Origin of the sequence: Atlantibacter sp., assembly GCF_032062175.1 — a bacterium.
Lineage (GTDB): Bacteria > Pseudomonadota > Gammaproteobacteria > Enterobacterales > Enterobacteriaceae > Atlantibacter.
The window spans coordinates 69,477-87,320 of sequence record NZ_DAMBQK010000016.1 but is presented as its reverse complement, the minus strand read 5'-3'; the positions used below and the strand labels follow the sequence as shown (position 1 = coordinate 87,320).

Sequence of the window (17,844 nt, the reverse complement as noted above, 5' to 3'; positions counted from 1 at the left end):
TCTGCCGCTTGTCAGCGATATGGCTTCCTGACAAGGTAAGACATCCTCAAAAAACAGGCTTCGAAAATGACCACAATTACCCTCTTTACCGCGCCGCAAATCCGGGCGCAGCGGGATGCCTTAAGCCAGTTACTGATCGACTGCGTCAACGACGGCGCATCGGTGAGCTTTATGTTGCCGATGACAGGCGACAAAGCGCAGACATTCTGGACCCGAGTAGCAGACAGCGCCGCACGTGCGGAACGCCTTGTGCTGATTGCGCTGGATGCTCAACAGCAGATCACCGGCACGGTGCAGTTAATCCTCGATCAGCCCGAAAACCAGCCGCACCGCGCGGATGTCGCAAAGCTGTTGGTCAGCCCCGCCGCGCGGCGCCAGGGTATTGCTCAAAAGTTAATGGCTGAGCTGGAAAAGCAGGCCGCAGATCAGCATAAATCAGTGCTGGTGCTGGATACGGCAACCGGTAGCGGCGCAGAGATTTTTTATCAGCAAACTGGCTGGCAGCGGGTGGGAGACATTCCAGACTACGCATTGATGCCGGACGGCGCATCTTGTTCCACGACCTATTACTACAAGCAGATGAACATCAAATAAGGTGAATCCGGCTATCGTTCAATAAATCGGCAATACTTAACTTTGTGATGAAAATTTGCCGGATAATTTTATTGCTCGCCGCTAGATTATTTCGCCAGCCACACCTGTCAGGGCACTGTCGTTTTTTGATTATGGCGCTCTGAACACGCTATTTTGCCCTTCTCCACAGATCCCTTTGCTAAAACGCAAAATAATTAACATTTTCGCTTTCCTGGCCGATAATACTTTTACGTATTCTTTTACATAAGCCATATTAATGTATTAGCCATCACGGTATGACAGCGGTGTGAATAGTAATGACTAAAAATCAAGAACATACAAAGCTATACCTGTCGGAAGGGGTAAAACTGTTATACAACAATGCATTACCCGGCATCTTAATCACCTTTATCACCTCCTCTACCCTGGCCTTCTCATTTCTTAATTCAAGCAACCTTTTCACCAAATTGACCTGGTGGGGACTGATGATGGTGGTCCTCACTATTCGCATCATAGATACCCAATTGTGGGTAAATGCGCATCCTGAACGAAAAGGCGATATTTCCTGGATTGTACGTTTTTCATCCGGATGTTTGTTGACCGCCGCGATCTGGAGCGCCTATATCCTGTGTTTTTATCGTTCTTTTTCAACCGAGGAATTTACCGCCGCCATTGTTATCCTTTCCGCAATGGCGGGCGGTGCCACCAGCGTATTATCCGGTAATTTAATGTTATCCTCGCTGTATAACATTATCATCCTGCTGCCGATGTCGATCTTATTAATTTTGCAACCCGAGCAATACCGGGTTAATTTAGGTTTCCTGGGCGTTTGCTTTACCCTGACGATGATCATCTCTTCAATGAAAGCCGCCCGCTATATTAAAGAAGCCATTTTATTACGCTACCGCAACCAGACGCTATTAGAACGGATGGAAAAAACCATCAAACGGCGCACCCAGGAAGTTTACGAAATCTCCCACATTGATGCGCTTACCGGGCTGTATAACCGGGTGTCGTTTTTATCTGCCGCGGAAGAGATCTCCAGTCGCTATAAAGACAACAAAGAAAAAGGGTTTTCGATCTTCTTTATTGATTTAGACGGTTTCAAAAATATCAATGATACGCTCGGTCATGATATCGGCGATATGGTGTTAATCTCCCTCAGCGCCCGGCTGAACGATTTTTATCGCCAGGGGAATTTAATCTGCCGCTGGGGCGGCGATGAATTTATCTATCTGACCACCGAAACCGACCGCCATCTGACCTGGCAACTGGCGGAAAATATGGTCAGCAGCCTGTCGCGGCCTATCCTGCTGGACGATCAAACCATCACGCTGGGCGCAACCATCGGCATTGCGGTGTGCCCGGAACACGACACCTCAATTACCCGCCTGATTCAACTGGCGGATATCGCCATGTATTCCCAGAAGGGCAAATACCCGGAGCGCGTTGCCTTTTATAATCATGAACTTGAGGAAAGCCTGCGGCGCAAAATTACCCTGAACGAGGCGCTGCGCTACGCGCTGGATCGCAACGAGTTTCGCGCGGTTTATCAACCCATCGTCGACAGCAACGGCGAAATTGTCAGTTTCGAAGCGCTGCTGCGCTGGCACTTTCAGGGCCGGGATATTTCTCCGGCGGAATTTATTCCGTTAATGGAGCAGAGCGGGCGTATTGTCCAGATCGGTAACTGGATAATGGAAGAAGCCTGCCGGATCCTCTCTGAAATGTTAAAGCTGAAGTCGGGTATTTCGATGTGCGTCAATATCTCCATTATTCAGTTCTACGATAAAGAATTCGTTGATAACGTTAATAACGTGATTGACCGCTATGCCATTCCCCCGCATTTATTACACCTCGAAGTCACCGAATCGATTATTCACTCAGAGCAGCACACCATTTACCAGAAGGTGAGCCAGTTGCAGAAGCGCGGCGTCAAATTTTCGGTCGATGACTTCGGCACCGGTTATTCCAGCCTGTCGGTGATCCATAATATGAACATCGACTTCATAAAAATCGACCGGTCGTTTATTAATAACATTGAAAATAAAGGCCGCACTATTGTTCAGGCGGTGAAAGATATTTCTGACAGCCTGGATTTTGATGTTATTGCCGAAGGCGTTGAAACCGAAACCCAGGCCGCCATCCTGAAACAGTGCGGCGTGCATTTTATGCAGGGTTATTATTTTTCACGTCCGCTGGAACAGGGCGCAGCGCTGCATATTCTCGCCGCCGCCCAGCAGCTTTCCCCGGCGAGCTAAGTTAATAATGCCAGGGTTTCGGTACGTGGGCGACTGATGAGCATGATGCCCTGCCCGATAGACGCGATATTGGTGTAGCTCATCACCAGGCCATAACGTTTTGCGCTCAGACAATACCAGCCGGCGAGTGCGCTGACCTGTAACTGATGGCGCTGCCAGAGCGCCGCTAATTCGATATCGCGCGTGCTGGTGCGCAGAAAGGCGACGATATGCATCCCGCCGTCGGAAAGCGCAACCTCGAACAGCCCCGGATAAACCGTTTGCAGCGCCTCCAGCAGCATTTTCCGCTGCTGCTGGTACAGCGCACGCATTTTCTTGAAATGCTTATAGAAATGGCCTTCTGCGAGAAACGCCGCGAGAATTTTTTGGGTTAATACCGGCTGCCCGGCTTCCATGATTTCGCCAATTTCCCGAAACCGCGCAATGGCCGCTTTCGGCATCACGATATAGCTGATGCGAACGGCAGGCATCACGGTTTTGCTGAAGGTTCCCACGTAAATCACCCGGTCCTGGCTATCCAGGCTCTTCAGCGCAGGCAGCACTTTGCGGGTGTAGTGAAATTCGCCATTGCGCTGATCAACTGCTGGAACCGGCTGCAAATTTTATCGCGCATGACGCCGGGCGCGCTGGATGCCGCTAACGGTCTGGACCGCGCTAATCTGCGCTAGAAAGCAAAACGCCCGCCAGCACAGGCTGACGGGCGTTTTTTAACAGCGGTGTCTTAGTTGTTAACCGGGATAACCGCGCCTTTGTATTTGGTGCGGATCCAGTCCTGAATCTCTTTGGAGTGCAGGACATCCACCAGCGCGACGATATCTTTTTTCTTCTCGTCGCCTTTATGTACGGTGATGATGTTAGCGTACGGGTTGTTTTCGCCGCTCTCAACTGCGATCGGATCTTTCACCGGGTCCAGACCCGCATCGATGGCGTAGTTAGCGTTGATCACCACCGCATCGCCTTCGTCGTTGTTATACATCTGCGGCAGCAGAGACCCTTCTACGTTCGGCAGGAACTGGAGTTTTTTCGGGTTTTCCACCACGTCGCTGATGCGTGCGGAGACTTTATCCACGCCCGGCTTCAGTTTGATCACGCCTTCTTTTTCAAAGATAGACAGGATACGGCCCTCTTCCGCCACCGCGTCACGCATGATCACGCGGCCATTTTCTGGCAGATCTTTCAGGGATTTGTACTTTTTGGAGTAGATGCCGATCGGCTCGATATGGATCGCGCCCGCGCTGACGAAATCATAGGTTTTATCGCCAGCATGGTCTTTCAGCACGCTGTTCAGGTAAGGGATGTGCTGGAAGTAGTTTGCGTCGATATCACGGCTGGCCAGCGCGGTGTTCGGCAGGATGTAATCCTGGAACGGACGGATTTCCAGGTCGATACCCTGCTTCGCCAGAATCGGTTTCGCCTGCTCGAGGATTTCCGCATGCGGCACGTTAGACGCGCCCACGGTCAGGGTGTCGGCCCAGGCGGAGAAACTCAGGGTTGCTGCTGCTATCAGTGTCAGTACTTTTTTCATGATGTGTGTTCTCTATTGTTTTTAACGTTTATCTAAATAAGCGGTCATGGCATCACCAATAAACTGAATGATGAAAACGATGATCAGGATGGTCACCGTCGCCACCAGGGTGACGTCATTGTGGTTACGCTGGAATCCTTCCAGATAAGCAAGATTTCCTAACCCGCCAGCACCAATCACACCGGCCATGGCGCTGTAACTGACCAGGGCAATCAGAGTGACGGTGATGCCTGACACTAACGCGGGTGATGATTCAGGCAGCAAAACACGAAAAATCAGGGTACTCATGCGCGCGCCCATGGAGCGGGTGGCTTCAATGACGCCTTTATCCACTTCACGCAGGGCGATTTCCACCAGCCGCGCGTAGAACGGCGCAGCGCCGACGATCAGTGCAGGCAGCGCCGCGTTGGCCCCGAGGATGGTGCCGACCATCGCTTTGGTAAACGGGATCAACAGCACAATCAGGATGATGAACGGGATCGAGCGGAACACGTTAACCACAATGGAAATCACGCTGTAAATCGCGCGGTTCTGGAATAAGCCGCCTTTCGCGGTCAGGAACAGCGCCAGGCCGAGCACGATGCCGAGGGCGAAGGTCGCCACACCGGACAGCGCGGTCATGTATAAGGTTTCCTGGGTTGCCGCCAGCAGTTGCGGCCACTTCAGGTGCGGAAACAGTGAATCATCCATGTTTGATGACCTCGCAGTGGATCTCATGCTGGCGCAAATCCGCGAGGATGCTTTCCAGTTGTTGATTATTCGCCGTGACGTGCAGCCACAGTTGACCAAATACGCCGTGGGCGGTCTGGCTCATCTTGCCGTGCAGAATATTAAACGGCAGGCCGTAGCGCAGGGTCAGTTCACCGACCACTGGCTGATGGGTGCTGTGGCCGACAAACGTCAGTTTGATAATGGCGCCGTCCAGGTTGTTGACCAACGTTTCATCGAAGGCGTCGCTTTCCTGGCTAATCTGGCGCACAAACTGGCGGGTAATTTCCTGCTGCGGATGGGTAAAGACGCTGAGCACTTCGCCCTCTTCCACCACGCGGCCGTTTTCCATTACCGCCACGCGATCGCAAATTTTACGCACGACGTGCATTTCATGGGTGATCAGCACGATGGTCAGGCCAAAGCGGCGATTGATGTCCGCCAGCAGATCGAGGATCTGATCGGTGGTCTGCGGATCGAGCGCCGAGGTCGCTTCATCGCACAGCAGCACGTCCGGGTTATTCGCCAGCGCACGGGCGATACCTACGCGCTGTTTCTGGCCGCCGCTGAGTTTCGATGGATACGCATTTTCGCGCCCGTTCAGGCCGACCAGGTCAATCAGCTCCGCCACGCGCTTTTTGATTTCCGCTTTCGGGACGCCTGCAATCTGCATTGAGAACGCGATGTTCTCGCTGACGGTACGCGACCACAGCAGGTTAAAGTGCTGGAATACCATGCTGATTTTCAGCCGCGCCCGGCGCAGGGTTTCCCCGCTGGCGGCAGAGATATTCTGCCCGGCAATCGTCACGCTGCCGGAAGTCGGTTTTTCCAGCCCGTTAAGCAGGCGGATCAGGGTACTTTTCCCCGCGCCGCTGTAGCCGATAATGCCGTAAATTTGCCCGCGCTCGATATCGAGGCTGACGTCATCCACCGCAGTCAGCGCATCCTTGCCGTGGTGGAAGATCTTCGAAATATTCCGCAAAACAATCATGATGTGTCAGTGTCCCCAGAGCCCCACAAATACGCGCCTTAGAGGCGCGTAAGGTTTTTCTCTCTCTTTAACTGCGTTTTCAGAGAAATATAACCATCCGGTCTAAGGCTTAGAACGAATAAATAAATATGCGTTATAGCCAATCGTTATATGTGTGGGCGAAGTTGTTACAAGGGGCTGAACCTTGCGGCTTAAATCCCCAGCGCTTTCTTTACCGCCGGTTCTGCCGGTTCGCCGTTACGGGTGGTAACGCCGTTGAGCCAGCCGTTCAGCAATTCCGGGCGTTTGGCTAACTCAGCGCGCGCCGCATCGTTAACGTCCTGTTTGTCATCCAGTACGCGGGTAATCACGGCGTTTTCCAGCGCCACGTCGAATTTAAGCTGCGTAAAGAAACGGTTGAGGTTCGGGCACTGGGTCGCGAAATCCTTGCGCGTGACAGTGTTAACGGTCGCGCTGCCGTAGTTCGGGCCAAACCACGGGTCGCCGCCGCTCAGGTAGGTCAGCTTAAAGCGGGTATTCATGGCGTGCGGTTCCCAGCCGAGGAACACCACCCAGTCTTTACGGCTCACCGCACGCGTCACCTGCGCCAGCATGCCGCTTTCGCTGGATTCCACCAGGTTCCACCCCTTCAGGCCCAGTTCCTTCTGGTCGATCACTTTTTTGATGTTCTGGTTGGCGGGCGCGCCCGGTGCAATACCGTAAATTTTATGGTCGAACTTGTCGGCGAATTTCTGTAAGTCGGCAAAATCTTTGACCCCGGCGGCAGCCACGTAATCCGGTACCGCAAGGGTGAATTTAGCGGACGGCAGGTTCGTGCCCAGCACGTTGATAGCGCCGTCGTCGGTGAATTTGCTGATAACCGGCGTCTGGGCTGGCATCCAGTTGCCGAGGAACACATCCACCTGGCCGGTCTTCAGCCCCTGGAACGCCAGCGCTACCGACAGATTCTGCACTTTTTGCTGATAACCCAGCGCGTTAAGCACCGCGCCGGACAGGGCGTTAGTGGCGGCGATATCGGTCCAGCCCGGATCGGATTGGGTAACGGTGGCGCAGTTTGCGTCATCGGCGGCATAACTGGCGAAAGAGAGCCCTGCTGTGCTTGCCAAAAGCAGTAAGGTGGTTAATTTTTTCATGCTCATCATCATTATTCCCCGACAGGGTGTTTAGTGGGACGCGGAAAGCGGGCAAAAGCCTCCTGCTCATCCAACGTCTGGTGATTGCGGATAAAGCGGTGCGATGCCGCCTGGTGCGGCTGAAAATCCCATTGCGGAATCGCATCGCGCCCGGCAATGGCGGTTAAATACAGGCGTTTTTGCTGGCTGGCGCGTACGTCCTTATTCAGCGTATCGAGATCCCAGCGTGCGGCGACTTCGGCGGCAAACGCCTGTACGGTGTCCTGATGCGCCGGATCGCGGATCAGGTTGCGGCGCTCGTGCGGGTCCTGCTTCAGGTTGTAGAGCTGCGCCGCTTCGCTGAGTGAATGAATGTATTTCCACGGGCCGCGACGGATCATCACCACCGGCTCAATCGCCCCTTCCGCCAGGTATTCACCGCAGGCTTCGTCTGAACCCGGCTGACCGCGCAGATGCGGCACCAGGCTGTGACCGTCCAGCGGCGCAACCGGAGATGTAAGACGCGATGCGCCACCTGCCAGATCGGTAAAGGTCGGCAGTAAATCCACCAGCGAGACGTTTTCACTCACCCGATGTGCGGCAAAGCGCTTCGGGTTATGGACGATCAGCGGCACGCGCACCGCCCCTTCGAAAAAGGTCATCTTGTACCAGAGGCCACGTTCGCCGAGCATTTCGCCGTGGTCGGCAATCACAAATACCACCGTGTCTTCCGCCAGGCCTGTTTCTTCGAGGGTGCGGATCACGTCGCCGAAGCAATCGTCCACGTAGGCCAGTGCGCCGTAATAGGCGTGGCGGGCGCGGCGGATGTCCGCCTCGCTCAGTAACCCCTCTTCCAGCTGGTACATCGCGCGCAGCCGCCCGGAGTGCGGATCGGTTTCTACGTCCCCTGCTCCGGTCACCGGCAAATCAATATCCGCTTCGTTGAACCGGTCCAGATAGCGGCGCGGAATAGCAAACGGATCGTGCGGATGGGTAAGCGACAGCAGCATCAGGAACGGCCTGTCGTCCGGCTGGCGCGCCGCGTCATACAGCCGCTGGCGGGCCATAAACAGCGCCTCGTCATCAAAATCAAGTTGGTTGGTGCGCACGCACTCCCCGGCTTCCAGCACTGAACTCATATTATGGAACCAGTCGAGGCGACGCTCCGGGTGCTGCCAGTCCGGCGTCCAGCCGAAATCCGCCGGGTAAATATCGGTGGTCAGGCGCTCGTCAAAGCCGTGCAGTTGGTCCGGTCCGCAGAAGTGCATTTTCCCGGATAGCCAGGTGCGGTAACCCTGTTCGCGCAGGTAGTGGCAGAAGGTGGGGGAATCGGCGCGGAATTCCGCGGCGTTATCATATACCCCGTTCTTCGATAAAAACTGGCCGGTCATCAGGGCCGCCCGCGACGGCGCACACAGCGGGCTGTTGCAATAGGCGGATTCAAACACCACCCCTTCGCTGGCTAATTTATCAATATTGGGCGTCAGGCTGACGTTATTTCCATAATTACGTAATGCACCCGCCGTTAACTGATCCGCCATCAGAATAACGATATTCGGTTTATTTATAAGCATCTTTAAATCCGGTCAGAAGAAGCGTCATTAATTCGTGTTATTTTTTATCTCACGCCATTTTCATTCTGTGAAGAGGCAACTTCAGGCCGGAACTCAGGCTAAACAGCAAGAACCGCCAGGCATATATACCGTTAAATAAACCAAGTAACCCATTGAATTTTATTGGTTAAAAAATAAAAACCATCATACTTAATGTAAATTTATTAATGATAATTTTAGTATCAATGCCTATTGCTCAATTATTAATAAGCTATTGCAAAATGGAGCTAACCAAATTCAAAAAAGATATCACCGCTTATATCGATTCTGCGATAGCGTATAACCAAATCAGGAAATAAACGGTCCGGCTATGTCACAACCCATCATTGAATTACACCATGTCGAAAAGAATTATTCTTCTGTGCCGCGTAAGGGTTTGTTTGCGCGCAAAGAAAATAAACCGACGGTAAATGCCTTAACCGATATTAATTTACGTATCTGGCCCGGCGAGATTTTTGTAATTGTCGGGCTTTCGGGCTCGGGGAAATCAACGTTATTGCGTACCCTGAACGCATTGATCACCCCAACCTCCGGCGAAGTGCGCTTCCAGGGGCAGGCTCTGGGTTCGCTGAGCGCGGCACAGATGATCGCCCTACGACGTGAGAAAACCGGGATGGTATTCCAGTCCTTCGCATTGTTCGATGAGCGCAATGTGCTGGATAACGTGGCATTCGGTCTGGAAGTGGCGGGCGTGGCGCGTGAGGTTCGCCATCAGCGGGCGCGGGAGATGCTGGCAAAAGTTGGCCTGTCGCACGTTGAAGATAACTACCCGGCGGAGCTGTCCGGCGGGATGCAGCAGCGCGTCGGGCTGGCGCGGGCGCTGGTGGTGGATCCTGCGGTATTGCTGATGGACGAGGCATTCTCGGCACTCGACCCGATTATCCGCCGCGAAATGCAGACGCTGTTGCTCAGTTTGCAGGAAGCGGAGCAGCGCACCATCGTGTTTGTTACCCATGATATGGAAGAGGCGCTGCGCCTCGGCAACCGCATCGCGATTATGGAAGCCGGCAAGCTGATCCAGGTTGGTCCGCCGGAAAAGATTATCAACGCCCCGGCAACGCCCTATGTGCGGCATCTGTTTTCCGGCGTGGATACGTCGCGCTGGCAGCTGGCGGACAGCTATGCCGACGTTTGGCAACCCCAGGCATAATCATCGATAGTTGAGCAGGTACTTATGGCGTATCCCTTAGATTTTAGCCGCGAAATAGACCGCGCGATCCACACCCTGCTGGCCCACGCGGGCGGCATTTTTGACGGCATTGCAGGGATGATTGACAGCTTCGCGGGTGGGCTGGAAACCTTTATCGGCTGGCTGACGCCCTGGGGGCTGGTGATCCTCGCGGTGGGCATTGGCGTATGGCGCATCGGCAAAGCGTTCGCCCTGTTCGCCCTGCTCGCGACGCTGTACATCATCTACAGCGGCTATAGCGAGCACGCCTCAATTACCCTGGCGCTAACGCTGTCATCCACCTTCTTCAGTTTGCTGATCGGCATTCCGCTGGGGATCTGGAGCGCGCGCCGGGCAACGGTGGGCAGCGTGGTGCGTACCCTGCTGGATTTTATGCAAACCATGCCCGCGTTTGTGTATTTAATCCCGGCGACGATATTGTTCGGCCTGGGCCGTCCGCCGGGGATTTTCGCCACTATTTTATTCTCGATGCCGCCGGTGGTCAGACTCACGGACCTGGGTATCCGCCAGGTGAACACAGCGCGCATTGAGGCGGGCCTCGCCTTCGGCTGTACGCCGTGGCAACTGCTGTGGAAGGTACAGCTTCCCGCCGCGCAGCCGTCGATTATGGCGGGGGTTAACCAGACCATCATGATGGCGATGTCGATGGTGATTATCGCCTCAATGGTCGGCGCGGGTGGCCTCGGCAACGACATTTTAAGCAGCATTCAACAACTGGATATCGGCCTCGGCCTGCAAAGCGGCGTGGTGGTAGTGCTGATGGCAATCCTGCTGGATCGCCTGTCGGCCAGCTTTGCCCGCAAACGGCACGCCTGAGCAACGTGCTGCTATATTTTCTCTATCATCCGTAAAAAGAGAACGGCGGCAGATGCTAAAAATCTTAGGAAAAAGCACCTCGATTAACGTGCGCAAAGTGCTCTGGACCTGTGAAGAGCTGGGCCTTGATTATCATCAGGAAGATTACGGCAGCGGCTTTGCGCCCACCGATACGGCAGAGTTCCTGGCGCTCAATCCCAACGGGCTGGTGCCGGTGTTGATTGACGAAGGCTTTGTGCTGTGGGAATCCAATACCATTTGCCGCTACCTGGTGGGGAAAGCGGGCCGCGACGATTTGCTGTCGAGTACGCCGCGCGGTCGGGCGCGGGTGGAAAAATGGATGGACTGGCAGGCCACCGAATTAAACAGCGCCTGGCGTTATGCCTTTAACGCGCTGGTGCGCAAAAACCCGGCTTACAGCCTGCAAAGCGAGATTGACGCCAGCATTGCCGACTGGAACCGCTGCATCATCCTTCTGGATAACAAACTCCAGCAAAGCGGGATGTGGGTGACCGGCCAGACTTTCACCCTGGCGGATATCGTGCTCGGCCTGTCGGTGAATCGCTGGAAAATGACGCCAATCGATCGTCCTGCCGTCCCTGCCGTTGACGCCTGGTTTGCGCGGCTTGGACAACGCCCGGCGTTCCGCCGTCATGGCGACAACGGAACGCCGTAACGGTTAGCCGTTAAGTTTATCGCGCAGGGCTTCGCCAACGCCGGTGGCAGACTGCGGGTTCTGCCCGGTGATCAGGTTGCCGTCGACGAGGGTCAGCGGCTGCCACTCCCCCACCGACTGGTGCTGTGCGCCACGGTTCTTCAGGGTGGTTTCCAGTAAGAACGGCACCACTTCAGCCAGTTTTACCGCGCGTTCTTCTGCATCGGTAAAAGCCGCGACCCGCTTACCGTCCACCAGATAACGCCCGTCGCTGAGCGTGGCGTTAACCAGCGCCGCCGGGCCATGACAAACGGCAGCGACCGGTTTATCCGCTTCATACAGATCGCGGATGAGACGCTGAACGTCCGGGCACTCCGGGAAATCCCACATGGCACCGTGTCCGCCGACAAACAGTACCGCGCTGTAATCGTCGCTGTGGGTTTCCGACAGCTTCAGGGTGTGGCTGAGCCGTTGCTGGAACGCATCGTCATTCCAGTAGCGGGCATTAACGTCGTCGTCTAAATCCACGCCATATACCGGCGGCAAGCCGCCCTGGATCGAAGCAATAACGGTGGGTATGCCCGCCTGTTCCAGCACGTGCAAGGGGTGAACGAGTTCAGAAAAATAAAAACCGGAAATGTTGTGCGCCACATCGCTGTAGCTGGTGAGCACAAACAGAACCGGTTTACGGGTTGGCTGGGTCATCGTCGTGTGTCTCCCTGGTGTGATTTCCTGTCACCCAAGTATAGACACACGACACGCCCAGCCGCCGTTGAGGTTAGATTTTAAAGCCTGCCACCACCAGCTCCAGCTGGTTGGACTGCTCTTCCATAGACTGGGCGGCGGCGGAGACCTGCTCCACCAGCGCGGCGTTCTGCTGGGTGGTGCTGTCGAGCTGGTTGATCGCCAGGTTGATCTGGTCGATACCGCGGCTCTGTTCGCTGCTGGCGGAGCTGATTTCCGAGATCAGCACGGTGACGCCTTCCACCCGCTCCATCAGGCCATCCATCGTAGTACCCGCCTGGCGCACCAGTGCGCTGCCCTGTTCGATATTGCTGACCGACTCTTCGATCAGCTTTTTGATCTCCTGGGCAGCCTGTGCGCTACGGCTTGCCAGATTACGCACTTCTCCAGCCACCACCGCGAAGCCACGCCCCTGTTCGCCAGCGCGAGCCGCTTCCACCGCCGCGTTGAGCGCCAGGATATTGGTCTGGAAGGCGATCCCGTCGATCACGCCGATGATATCCACCACTTTGCTGGACGAAGTGTTGATTTTATCCATGGTGGTGACCACTTTGCTGACGACTGCCGTGCCCTCCCGGGCCACGTCAGATGCCTGAGACGCCAGTTGGTTAGCCTGCACGGCGTTGTCGGCGTTCTGGCGCACCGTACTGGTGAGTTGCTCCATTGAGGCCGCCGTTTCAACAATCGACGCAGACTGCTGTTCCGTGCGTGAAGAGAGATCGAGGTTGCCGCCGGCAATCTGACGTGACGCCGAAGAGATCGCCATCGCGCTCTGCCCCACCTGCCCCATCAAATCCTGTAAATAGGCGATAAAGCTGTTGAAGCTGTTGATAACCGCGTTGAACTCCGGGCTTTTGCTTTGCGGCAAACGCTGGGTTAAATCTGCGCCGCCGCTGGACAGCGACACAATATTTTTATTCAGCGCATCCAGGTTTTTGAACAGGGTGCGCACGAAGCCTAACAGCGCCAGGATCAGCAGCAAGCCAAGCCCAATCTGCACCAGAGAAATCTGGGTAATGATGCTGGATGACTGGCGGGACAACAGGCTGGAGGGAATATCCACCACCAGATACCACGGGCTGCCGCTGATGGACTGCACCATCAGGGTCTGCTCGCCGTTCTCGCCTTTATACACACCGCTGACGTGCTCTGCGCCTGCCTGTTTCAGCAGTTGCATTACGGTGGCTTCCGCCGGGATTTTCAGATCGCGCAGGTATTGCAGATCCGCTTTGCCCTGCTCTGGCGAGCCATTGCCGACCACTTTGCCGTCTTGCTCGACGATCAGCACGCGTCCCTGGCTGGCTTCGCTCATTTGCTTCGCCAGATTGTTGAAGAAGCCGAGGGTCACGTCGATGGTGGCGACGCCCCAGACTTTACCGTCGCGCCAGATTGCCATAGCGCAGTTAGTGCGCGGCTGCGGGCTGGCGGCGTCCTGATAGGCTTTGGCCCAGGCACATTCGCCTTTCGGGGCGTTCATGCCGTCTTTGTACCAGGGCTGCTCCCAGTATTTATCGGACTCCGGCTGGTTCCAGACGGTGTTGACCTGCAAATTGCCGCCATTATCGCGCGCGAAAAAGGTGCTAAAGCGGTCGCGGTCCGGCGCACGGTTGCCCGGCAGCGGCCATATCCCGCCGCCAAACACGTTGAGATCGTTGTACTGATTCACAAGCGTCGGCAGCAACCGATCGATTTGGTCGCTCTCGAGGCCGCTGACCACTTCCGTGATGGTACGCTGCTGGGCCTTAACGCGGTTCATCTGCTCGGTAATGGCATCACTTTGGGCATCAACCGTGTAGCGGATCAGTTCGCTTTCCGTCGCGATAAGCTGTGGCGCCACAAACTGGCGAATGACCAAAAACGTCACGCCCAGTAAAACCACAAAAAAGCCGATAAGCATAAGGGTGAAGCGAGAGTGCGTTGTTTTCCACATGATGTATAAGCTTATGCAAGGAGAGATACATCATTTAACGACCCGGCAGGTCATTACTTTAGACAGGTCCGGCCTGAAAGCGTGAAGTTACGCCAGTAAAATGATAACGTCATGAAAAGATTAGAATTTTAATAAAGGCAAACAAAATTGAGCTTATCTCTTTGTTTTTTAAATGATTAGACTGAACAGCCCCGCCCTTTGGCTAAGAAATAACAGCATCGCTTGTCTGCCAGGGTTATCACCTTCAGCCAACAGCGCTGCCACCCGGCAGGGGTTCTGCTATCATCCCCTTTAACAGAATGGAAAGATGAATTTGTTTACGGGAGTTTCTGGAATGAGCACCACGCCACACGCTGCAAAGGTTCTGTCAGTTTTTGATTTCGACGGCACCCTGACGCACCACGACAGCTTTATTCCCTTTCTCCGCTTCGCCTTCGGCAAGCGCGTGTTCGCGGCGCGCATGGTGCGCCTGGCCTTGCCGACGCTGCGCTGCATGCGCAAAAAGCTCACCCGGGACGAACTGAAAGAAGTGTTGATCCAAACCTTCCTGACCGGTGTGGACGAACGCTGGCTACGCCAGAAAGCCGAGGCGTTCTGCGAGATCTACTGGAACCGTCTGATGCGCCCTACCGGCCTGCTGGCGGTGGCGGCGGAAGTCAATTCCGGTGCGGAAGTGACCATCTGTTCCGCTTCACCGGCCCTGGTGCTGCAACCCTTTGCCGATCGCCTGGGGATTAAGCTTATCGGCACCCAACTGGAAGTGAACGAGGGTATGTTGACGGGCCGCATCACCGGCCACAACTGCCGGTGTGAGCAAAAGGTAAAACGGCTGGAGAACGTGTACGGGCATTTGGGTGAATACCATCTGCGCGCCTGGGGCGATACGCGTGGGGATTATGAACTGCTGGCGGCAGCGCAGGATGCCCACTGGCGGCACTTCCATCCCGCCTGGTCGAAGCGCCGCTCGCCGGTACAGCGGGTTAGGGTGACGGAGTTGCCGGAGTAAGTTCCGTTCGGTGGAATTGTTCCGTTCGCCAGGCGTTTGTGGCTCGACGATTTTGATGCCGGACTCAACACCCCCAACTTCAAGTTTTTTATTTTTTACAAAGCTGTCTTTGTCGCTGTGAGTTTTTTTCATAATTTCAGCGACGCACTGGTTGCATTAAAAGCCTGAACGTATCGCGGGGGAGCCGGGGTCGCCAGGGGGGCGGCGGCGAGCCGCACTGGCCCGTTCGCGTACACTGGCGCCAGAGACTGACTCGAAAGCCCAGGCGAACGGAACAATTCCACCGAATGGAACAATTCCACTGAACCCAGGCGAACAAAACAATTCCCCCTCAAACACCAGCCATAAAAAACCCCGGCGAACCGAGGTTTTGTATAACCACAGCGTCAAACGTTAAACGTTAACACCATGCTGCGAAGCCAGCGCAGACAACCCGCCTGCAAAGCCCTGTCCTACCGCTTTGAATTTCCACTCTGCGCCGTGGCGGTACAGTTCGCCAAACACCATCGCCGTTTCCGTGGACGCATCTTCAGACAGATCGAAACGGGCAATTTCAGAACCGTTGTCATTGTTAAAGATACGCATGTAGCTGTTGCTCACCATACCGAAGTTCTGCTTACGGGCTTCTGCGTCATAGATGGTGACCGCGAAAACCAGCTTTTTCACCTCAGCAGGGACTTTGGCCAGATCGATTTTGATCTGCTCGTCGTCACCGTCGCCTTCGCCGGTACGGTTGTCGCCCTGGTGCTCAACGGAGCCGCAGGCGCTGAGTTTGTTGTTGAAGAAGATGAAGCTGCTGTCGCTCAGCACTTTGCCATCTTCACCAACCATAAACACGGAGGCGTCCAGGTCGAAGCCCTGTCCATCGGTGACACGCGCATCCCAGCCCAGGCCAGCCATGGCGATGTTCATGGTCGGTGCTTCTTTAGTGAGGGATACGTTACCGCCTTTTACGAGAGAAACTGCCATTTTAAAGCTCCTGCTTTTAGGGAGAGAGACGGGCAGCGTTCACTGCCCGTTGTGTATTCAAATTAAGAGGCATTGATGCCGTACTGGGCGCAAACAGAGCTCAGTCCACCTGCATAGCCCTGGCCTACCGCGCGGAATTTCCACTCGGTGTTGTGGCGGTACAGCTCGCCAAACAGCATCGCGGTTTCCGTGGAGGCATCTTCAGTCAGATCGTAGCGCGCCACTTCGGTCTGGTTATCGTCATTCACCAGGCGGATAAACGCGCCGGAGACCTGACCGAAGCTTTGACGGCGCACCTGCGCGTCGTGAATGGTGACCACGAAGACAATCTTGTCGACGTCGGCCGGGATCAGATCCAGTTTGATTTTCAGGGTTTCATCATCGCCGTCGCCTTCACCGGTACGGTTATCGCCGGTATGGGTCACGGAGCCGTCAGCGGATTTCAGGTTGTTGTAGAAAATGAAATCTGCATCGCTGCGTACTTTTCCACTGGCAGACAGCAGAAAGGCGGAGGCGTCGAGGTCGAAGTCCTGGCCATCGGTAGCGCGCACATCCCAGCCCAGACCAATCAGCACGTTCTTCATGGTCGGCGCTTCTTTACTCAGTGATACGTTCCCGCCTTTTGAAAGAGAAACACTCATTGTTCAATCCTCTCTGGTTGATGTTGTTATTTGCCGGGGATAAGGAGGTTAGCCCTCCTTTTTCTCCTCAGAATCGGGTTTACCGGGGAACATGATGCTCGCCACGATACCCAACGCAAGCACACCCAGAACGACTAACAGGCTGGTCGTTGCCGAAATATTAAAACCGTGGTGCCAGATATGGTCGGTTGCGTTCAGGCCAAGTTTAGCGGCGATAAAGAACAGCAACACGATAACGGCTTTTTCCAGGTGCACCAGATACTGCTTAAGGGCTTCCAGAACAAAGTACAGGGTACGCAGGCCGAGGATCGCGAACATCATGGCGCTATACACAATCAGCGGCTCGCGGCTGACCGCGATGATGGCCGGTACGGAGTCAAAGGCGAACATCACGTCCGACAGTTCCACCACCGCCACACACAGCATCAGCGGGGTCGCGTACAGCGCGGCTTTCTGGCCACGGCCAATGGTAATGTCTTTGTTTTCCGGCTTCGCCAGCTCTTCGTCCACTTCTTTCTGGTTCAACAGGAAGGCATGCCCTCTCAGTTTCGGCCAGATTGGGAAGAAGCGCTTAACCATTCGGTAGGCGAGATGCTGGGAGTAATCCTCAATCTCGTCATCGTCGTCGCCGCTTTTCAGCATCATCACCGCCGTCCAGGCGACGATCAGCGCAAAGACGATTTCAACGTACGGACCCAGGCTAAGCAGGCCGGTACCAATCGCAACGAAAATCCCCCTGAACACGATGGCGCCGATAATGCCCCAGTACAGCACGCGGTGGCGGTAGCGGTCCGGCACGGCGAACCACGAGAAAATCGCCATCATCACGAACAGGTTATCGACCGACAGCACTTTCTCCAGCGCGTAACCGGTCACAAACAGGCTGGCGACTTCCGCGCCGTGGTGAACATACAGGAACCCCGCGAACGCCATCGCCACCACGACCCAGAAGACGGACCACAGCGCCGCGCTTTTCAGCGAGATCGGTTTGTCATGCCGGTGCATGAACAGGTCGATAAAAATGGCTCCCACTGCCAACGCAACGAATACCACGACCGTTTCTGTTGGAAAGCCAATATGCGTAGATACCATACGAAACCCTTAAGAAATG

17 protein-coding genes are annotated in these 17,844 nt (G+C 55.0%); 6 read left to right on the top strand and 11 right to left on the bottom strand.

Annotated elements, in window-relative coordinates:
• The first annotated feature begins 66 nt into the window (after positions 1-66).
• Together RT120_RS14780 and RT120_RS14775 are read left to right on the top strand one after the other, a co-directional pair.
• Entirely contained in the window at positions 67-594 is a 528-nt protein-coding gene (locus tag RT120_RS14780; RefSeq protein ID WP_312983695.1) for a GNAT family N-acetyltransferase, read from the top strand.
• Positions 595-890: 296 nt separating this feature from the next.
• Positions 891-2,834, top strand: a complete 1,944-nt coding sequence (locus RT120_RS14775; RefSeq protein ID WP_312983693.1) for a bifunctional diguanylate cyclase/phosphodiesterase — start codon at positions 891-893, stop codon at positions 2,832-2,834.
• On the opposite strand, the gene RT120_RS14770 is transcribed toward RT120_RS14775, so the two are convergent.
• The 6 genes from RT120_RS14770 to betC all read right to left on the bottom strand — a co-directional run bounded on the left by RT120_RS14770 (position 2,831) and on the right by betC (position 8,744).
• Positions 2,831-3,433: an aminotransferase class I/II-fold pyridoxal phosphate-dependent enzyme gene (locus RT120_RS14770; RefSeq protein WP_409515056.1), complete on the bottom strand. Its 603-nt coding sequence runs from the start codon at positions 3,431-3,433 to the stop codon at positions 2,831-2,833. The two genes, RT120_RS14775 and RT120_RS14770, sit on opposite strands and share 4 nt — an antisense overlap.
• A 122-nt stretch (positions 3,434-3,555) precedes the next feature.
• The gene (locus RT120_RS14760) at positions 3,556-4,359 is read right to left on the bottom strand and encodes a MetQ/NlpA family ABC transporter substrate-binding protein (RefSeq protein WP_161662031.1); all 804 of its coding nucleotides are present in this window, start codon (positions 4,357-4,359) and stop codon (positions 3,556-3,558) included.
• A 21-nt stretch (positions 4,360-4,380) separates the two neighbouring features.
• Positions 4,381-5,049 (bottom strand): methionine ABC transporter permease, encoded by a 669-nt coding sequence (locus RT120_RS14755; protein WP_312983690.1) that lies wholly within the window; start codon positions 5,047-5,049, stop codon positions 4,381-4,383.
• Positions 5,042-6,058, bottom strand: a complete 1,017-nt coding sequence (locus RT120_RS14750; protein ID WP_312983688.1) for an ATP-binding cassette domain-containing protein — start codon at positions 6,056-6,058, stop codon at positions 5,042-5,044. Before RT120_RS14750 ends, RT120_RS14755 begins: the two co-directional genes overlap by 8 nt.
• A 191-nt stretch (positions 6,059-6,249) precedes the next feature.
• Complete coding sequence (choX, locus tag RT120_RS14745) at positions 6,250-7,191, bottom strand: choline ABC transporter substrate-binding protein (RefSeq protein WP_312983686.1); 942 nt, start codon at positions 7,189-7,191, stop codon at positions 6,250-6,252.
• 11 nt (positions 7,192-7,202) lie between these two features.
• Entirely contained in the window at positions 7,203-8,744 is a 1,542-nt protein-coding gene (gene betC / locus RT120_RS14740; RefSeq protein ID WP_312983684.1) for a choline-sulfatase, read from the bottom strand.
• Positions 8,745-9,093: 349 nt separating this feature from the next.
• Here betC and RT120_RS14735 point away from each other — a divergent pair, with 349 nt between their 5' ends.
• From RT120_RS14735 to RT120_RS14725, 3 genes are read left to right on the top strand one after another with little or no spacing between them, the layout of a single operon-like run.
• Positions 9,094-9,933 (top strand): ATP-binding cassette domain-containing protein, encoded by an 840-nt coding sequence (locus tag RT120_RS14735; protein WP_312983681.1) that lies wholly within the window; start codon positions 9,094-9,096, stop codon positions 9,931-9,933.
• Positions 9,934-9,957: 24 nt separating this feature from the next.
• On the top strand, positions 9,958-10,788 hold the full coding sequence (locus tag RT120_RS14730) for an ABC transporter permease subunit (RefSeq protein WP_312983679.1): 831 nt from the start codon (positions 9,958-9,960) through the stop codon (positions 10,786-10,788).
• A 52-nt stretch (positions 10,789-10,840) separates the two neighbouring features.
• Entirely contained in the window at positions 10,841-11,464 is a 624-nt protein-coding gene (locus RT120_RS14725; protein ID WP_312983677.1) for a glutathione S-transferase, read from the top strand.
• A 3-nt stretch (positions 11,465-11,467) separates the two neighbouring features.
• Here the strand turns inward: RT120_RS14725 and RT120_RS14720 are convergent, their stop codons facing one another.
• The gene (locus RT120_RS14720; protein ID WP_312983675.1) at positions 11,468-12,148 is read right to left on the bottom strand and encodes a type 1 glutamine amidotransferase domain-containing protein; all 681 of its coding nucleotides are present in this window, start codon (positions 12,146-12,148) and stop codon (positions 11,468-11,470) included.
• 73 nt (positions 12,149-12,221) lie between these two features.
• Positions 12,222-14,117: a methyl-accepting chemotaxis protein gene (locus RT120_RS14715; protein ID WP_312983673.1), complete on the bottom strand. Its 1,896-nt coding sequence runs from the start codon at positions 14,115-14,117 to the stop codon at positions 12,222-12,224.
• A gap of 334 nt (positions 14,118-14,451) precedes the next feature.
• On the opposite strand from RT120_RS14715, the gene RT120_RS14710 reads away from it, so the two are divergent.
• Positions 14,452-15,123 carry an HAD family hydrolase gene (locus RT120_RS14710; RefSeq protein WP_312983671.1) on the top strand — a complete coding sequence of 224 codons (672 nt, stop codon included), beginning with the start codon at positions 14,452-14,454 and terminating at the stop codon, positions 15,121-15,123.
• 393 nt (positions 15,124-15,516) lie between these two features.
• Here RT120_RS14710 and RT120_RS14705 read toward each other — a convergent pair whose 3' ends face one another.
• The 3 genes from RT120_RS14705 to terC form a co-directional block, all read right to left on the bottom strand.
• Positions 15,517-16,092, bottom strand: a complete 576-nt coding sequence (locus RT120_RS14705; RefSeq protein ID WP_312983669.1) for a TerD family protein — start codon at positions 16,090-16,092, stop codon at positions 15,517-15,519.
• Between the two features lie 62 nt (positions 16,093-16,154).
• Positions 16,155-16,733, bottom strand: a complete 579-nt coding sequence (locus RT120_RS14700) for a TerD family protein (protein WP_312983667.1) — start codon at positions 16,731-16,733, stop codon at positions 16,155-16,157.
• 48 nt (positions 16,734-16,781) lie between these two features.
• Positions 16,782-17,825 (bottom strand): tellurium resistance membrane protein TerC, encoded by a 1,044-nt coding sequence (terC, locus tag RT120_RS14695; RefSeq protein WP_312983665.1) that lies wholly within the window; start codon positions 17,823-17,825, stop codon positions 16,782-16,784.
• Positions 17,826-17,844 lie beyond the last annotated feature (19 nt).

Bases quoted from the DNA above. Each gene is read 5' to 3' on its own strand.
- RT120_RS14780 (WP_312983695.1), top strand. From the start codon at position 67: ATGACCACAATTACCCTCTTTACCGCGCCGCAAATCCGGGCGCAGCGG.
- RT120_RS14775 (WP_312983693.1), top strand. From the start codon at position 891: ATGACTAAAAATCAAGAACATACAAAGCTATACCTGTCGGAAGGGGTA.
- RT120_RS14760 (WP_161662031.1), bottom strand. From the start codon at position 4,359: ATGAAAAAAGTACTGACACTGATAGCAGCAGCAACCCTGAGTTTCTCC.
- RT120_RS14755 (WP_312983690.1), bottom strand. From the start codon at position 5,049: ATGGATGATTCACTGTTTCCGCACCTGAAGTGGCCGCAACTGCTGGCG.
- RT120_RS14750 (WP_312983688.1), bottom strand. From the start codon at position 6,058: ATGATTGTTTTGCGGAATATTTCGAAGATCTTCCACCACGGCAAGGAT.
- choX (WP_312983686.1), bottom strand. From the start codon at position 7,191: ATGAAAAAATTAACCACCTTACTGCTTTTGGCAAGCACAGCAGGGCTC.
- betC (WP_312983684.1), bottom strand. From the start codon at position 8,744: ATGCTTATAAATAAACCGAATATCGTTATTCTGATGGCGGATCAGTTA.
- RT120_RS14735 (WP_312983681.1), top strand. From the start codon at position 9,094: ATGTCACAACCCATCATTGAATTACACCATGTCGAAAAGAATTATTCT.
- RT120_RS14730 (WP_312983679.1), top strand. From the start codon at position 9,958: ATGGCGTATCCCTTAGATTTTAGCCGCGAAATAGACCGCGCGATCCAC.
- RT120_RS14725 (WP_312983677.1), top strand. From the start codon at position 10,841: ATGCTAAAAATCTTAGGAAAAAGCACCTCGATTAACGTGCGCAAAGTG.
- RT120_RS14720 (WP_312983675.1), bottom strand. From the start codon at position 12,148: ATGACCCAGCCAACCCGTAAACCGGTTCTGTTTGTGCTCACCAGCTAC.
- RT120_RS14715 (WP_312983673.1), bottom strand. From the start codon at position 14,117: ATGTGGAAAACAACGCACTCTCGCTTCACCCTTATGCTTATCGGCTTT.
- RT120_RS14710 (WP_312983671.1), top strand. From the start codon at position 14,452: ATGAGCACCACGCCACACGCTGCAAAGGTTCTGTCAGTTTTTGATTTC.
- RT120_RS14705 (WP_312983669.1), bottom strand. From the start codon at position 16,092: ATGGCAGTTTCTCTCGTAAAAGGCGGTAACGTATCCCTCACTAAAGAA.
- RT120_RS14700 (WP_312983667.1), bottom strand. From the start codon at position 16,733: ATGAGTGTTTCTCTTTCAAAAGGCGGGAACGTATCACTGAGTAAAGAA.
- terC (WP_312983665.1), bottom strand. From the start codon at position 17,825: ATGGTATCTACGCATATTGGCTTTCCAACAGAAACGGTCGTGGTATTC.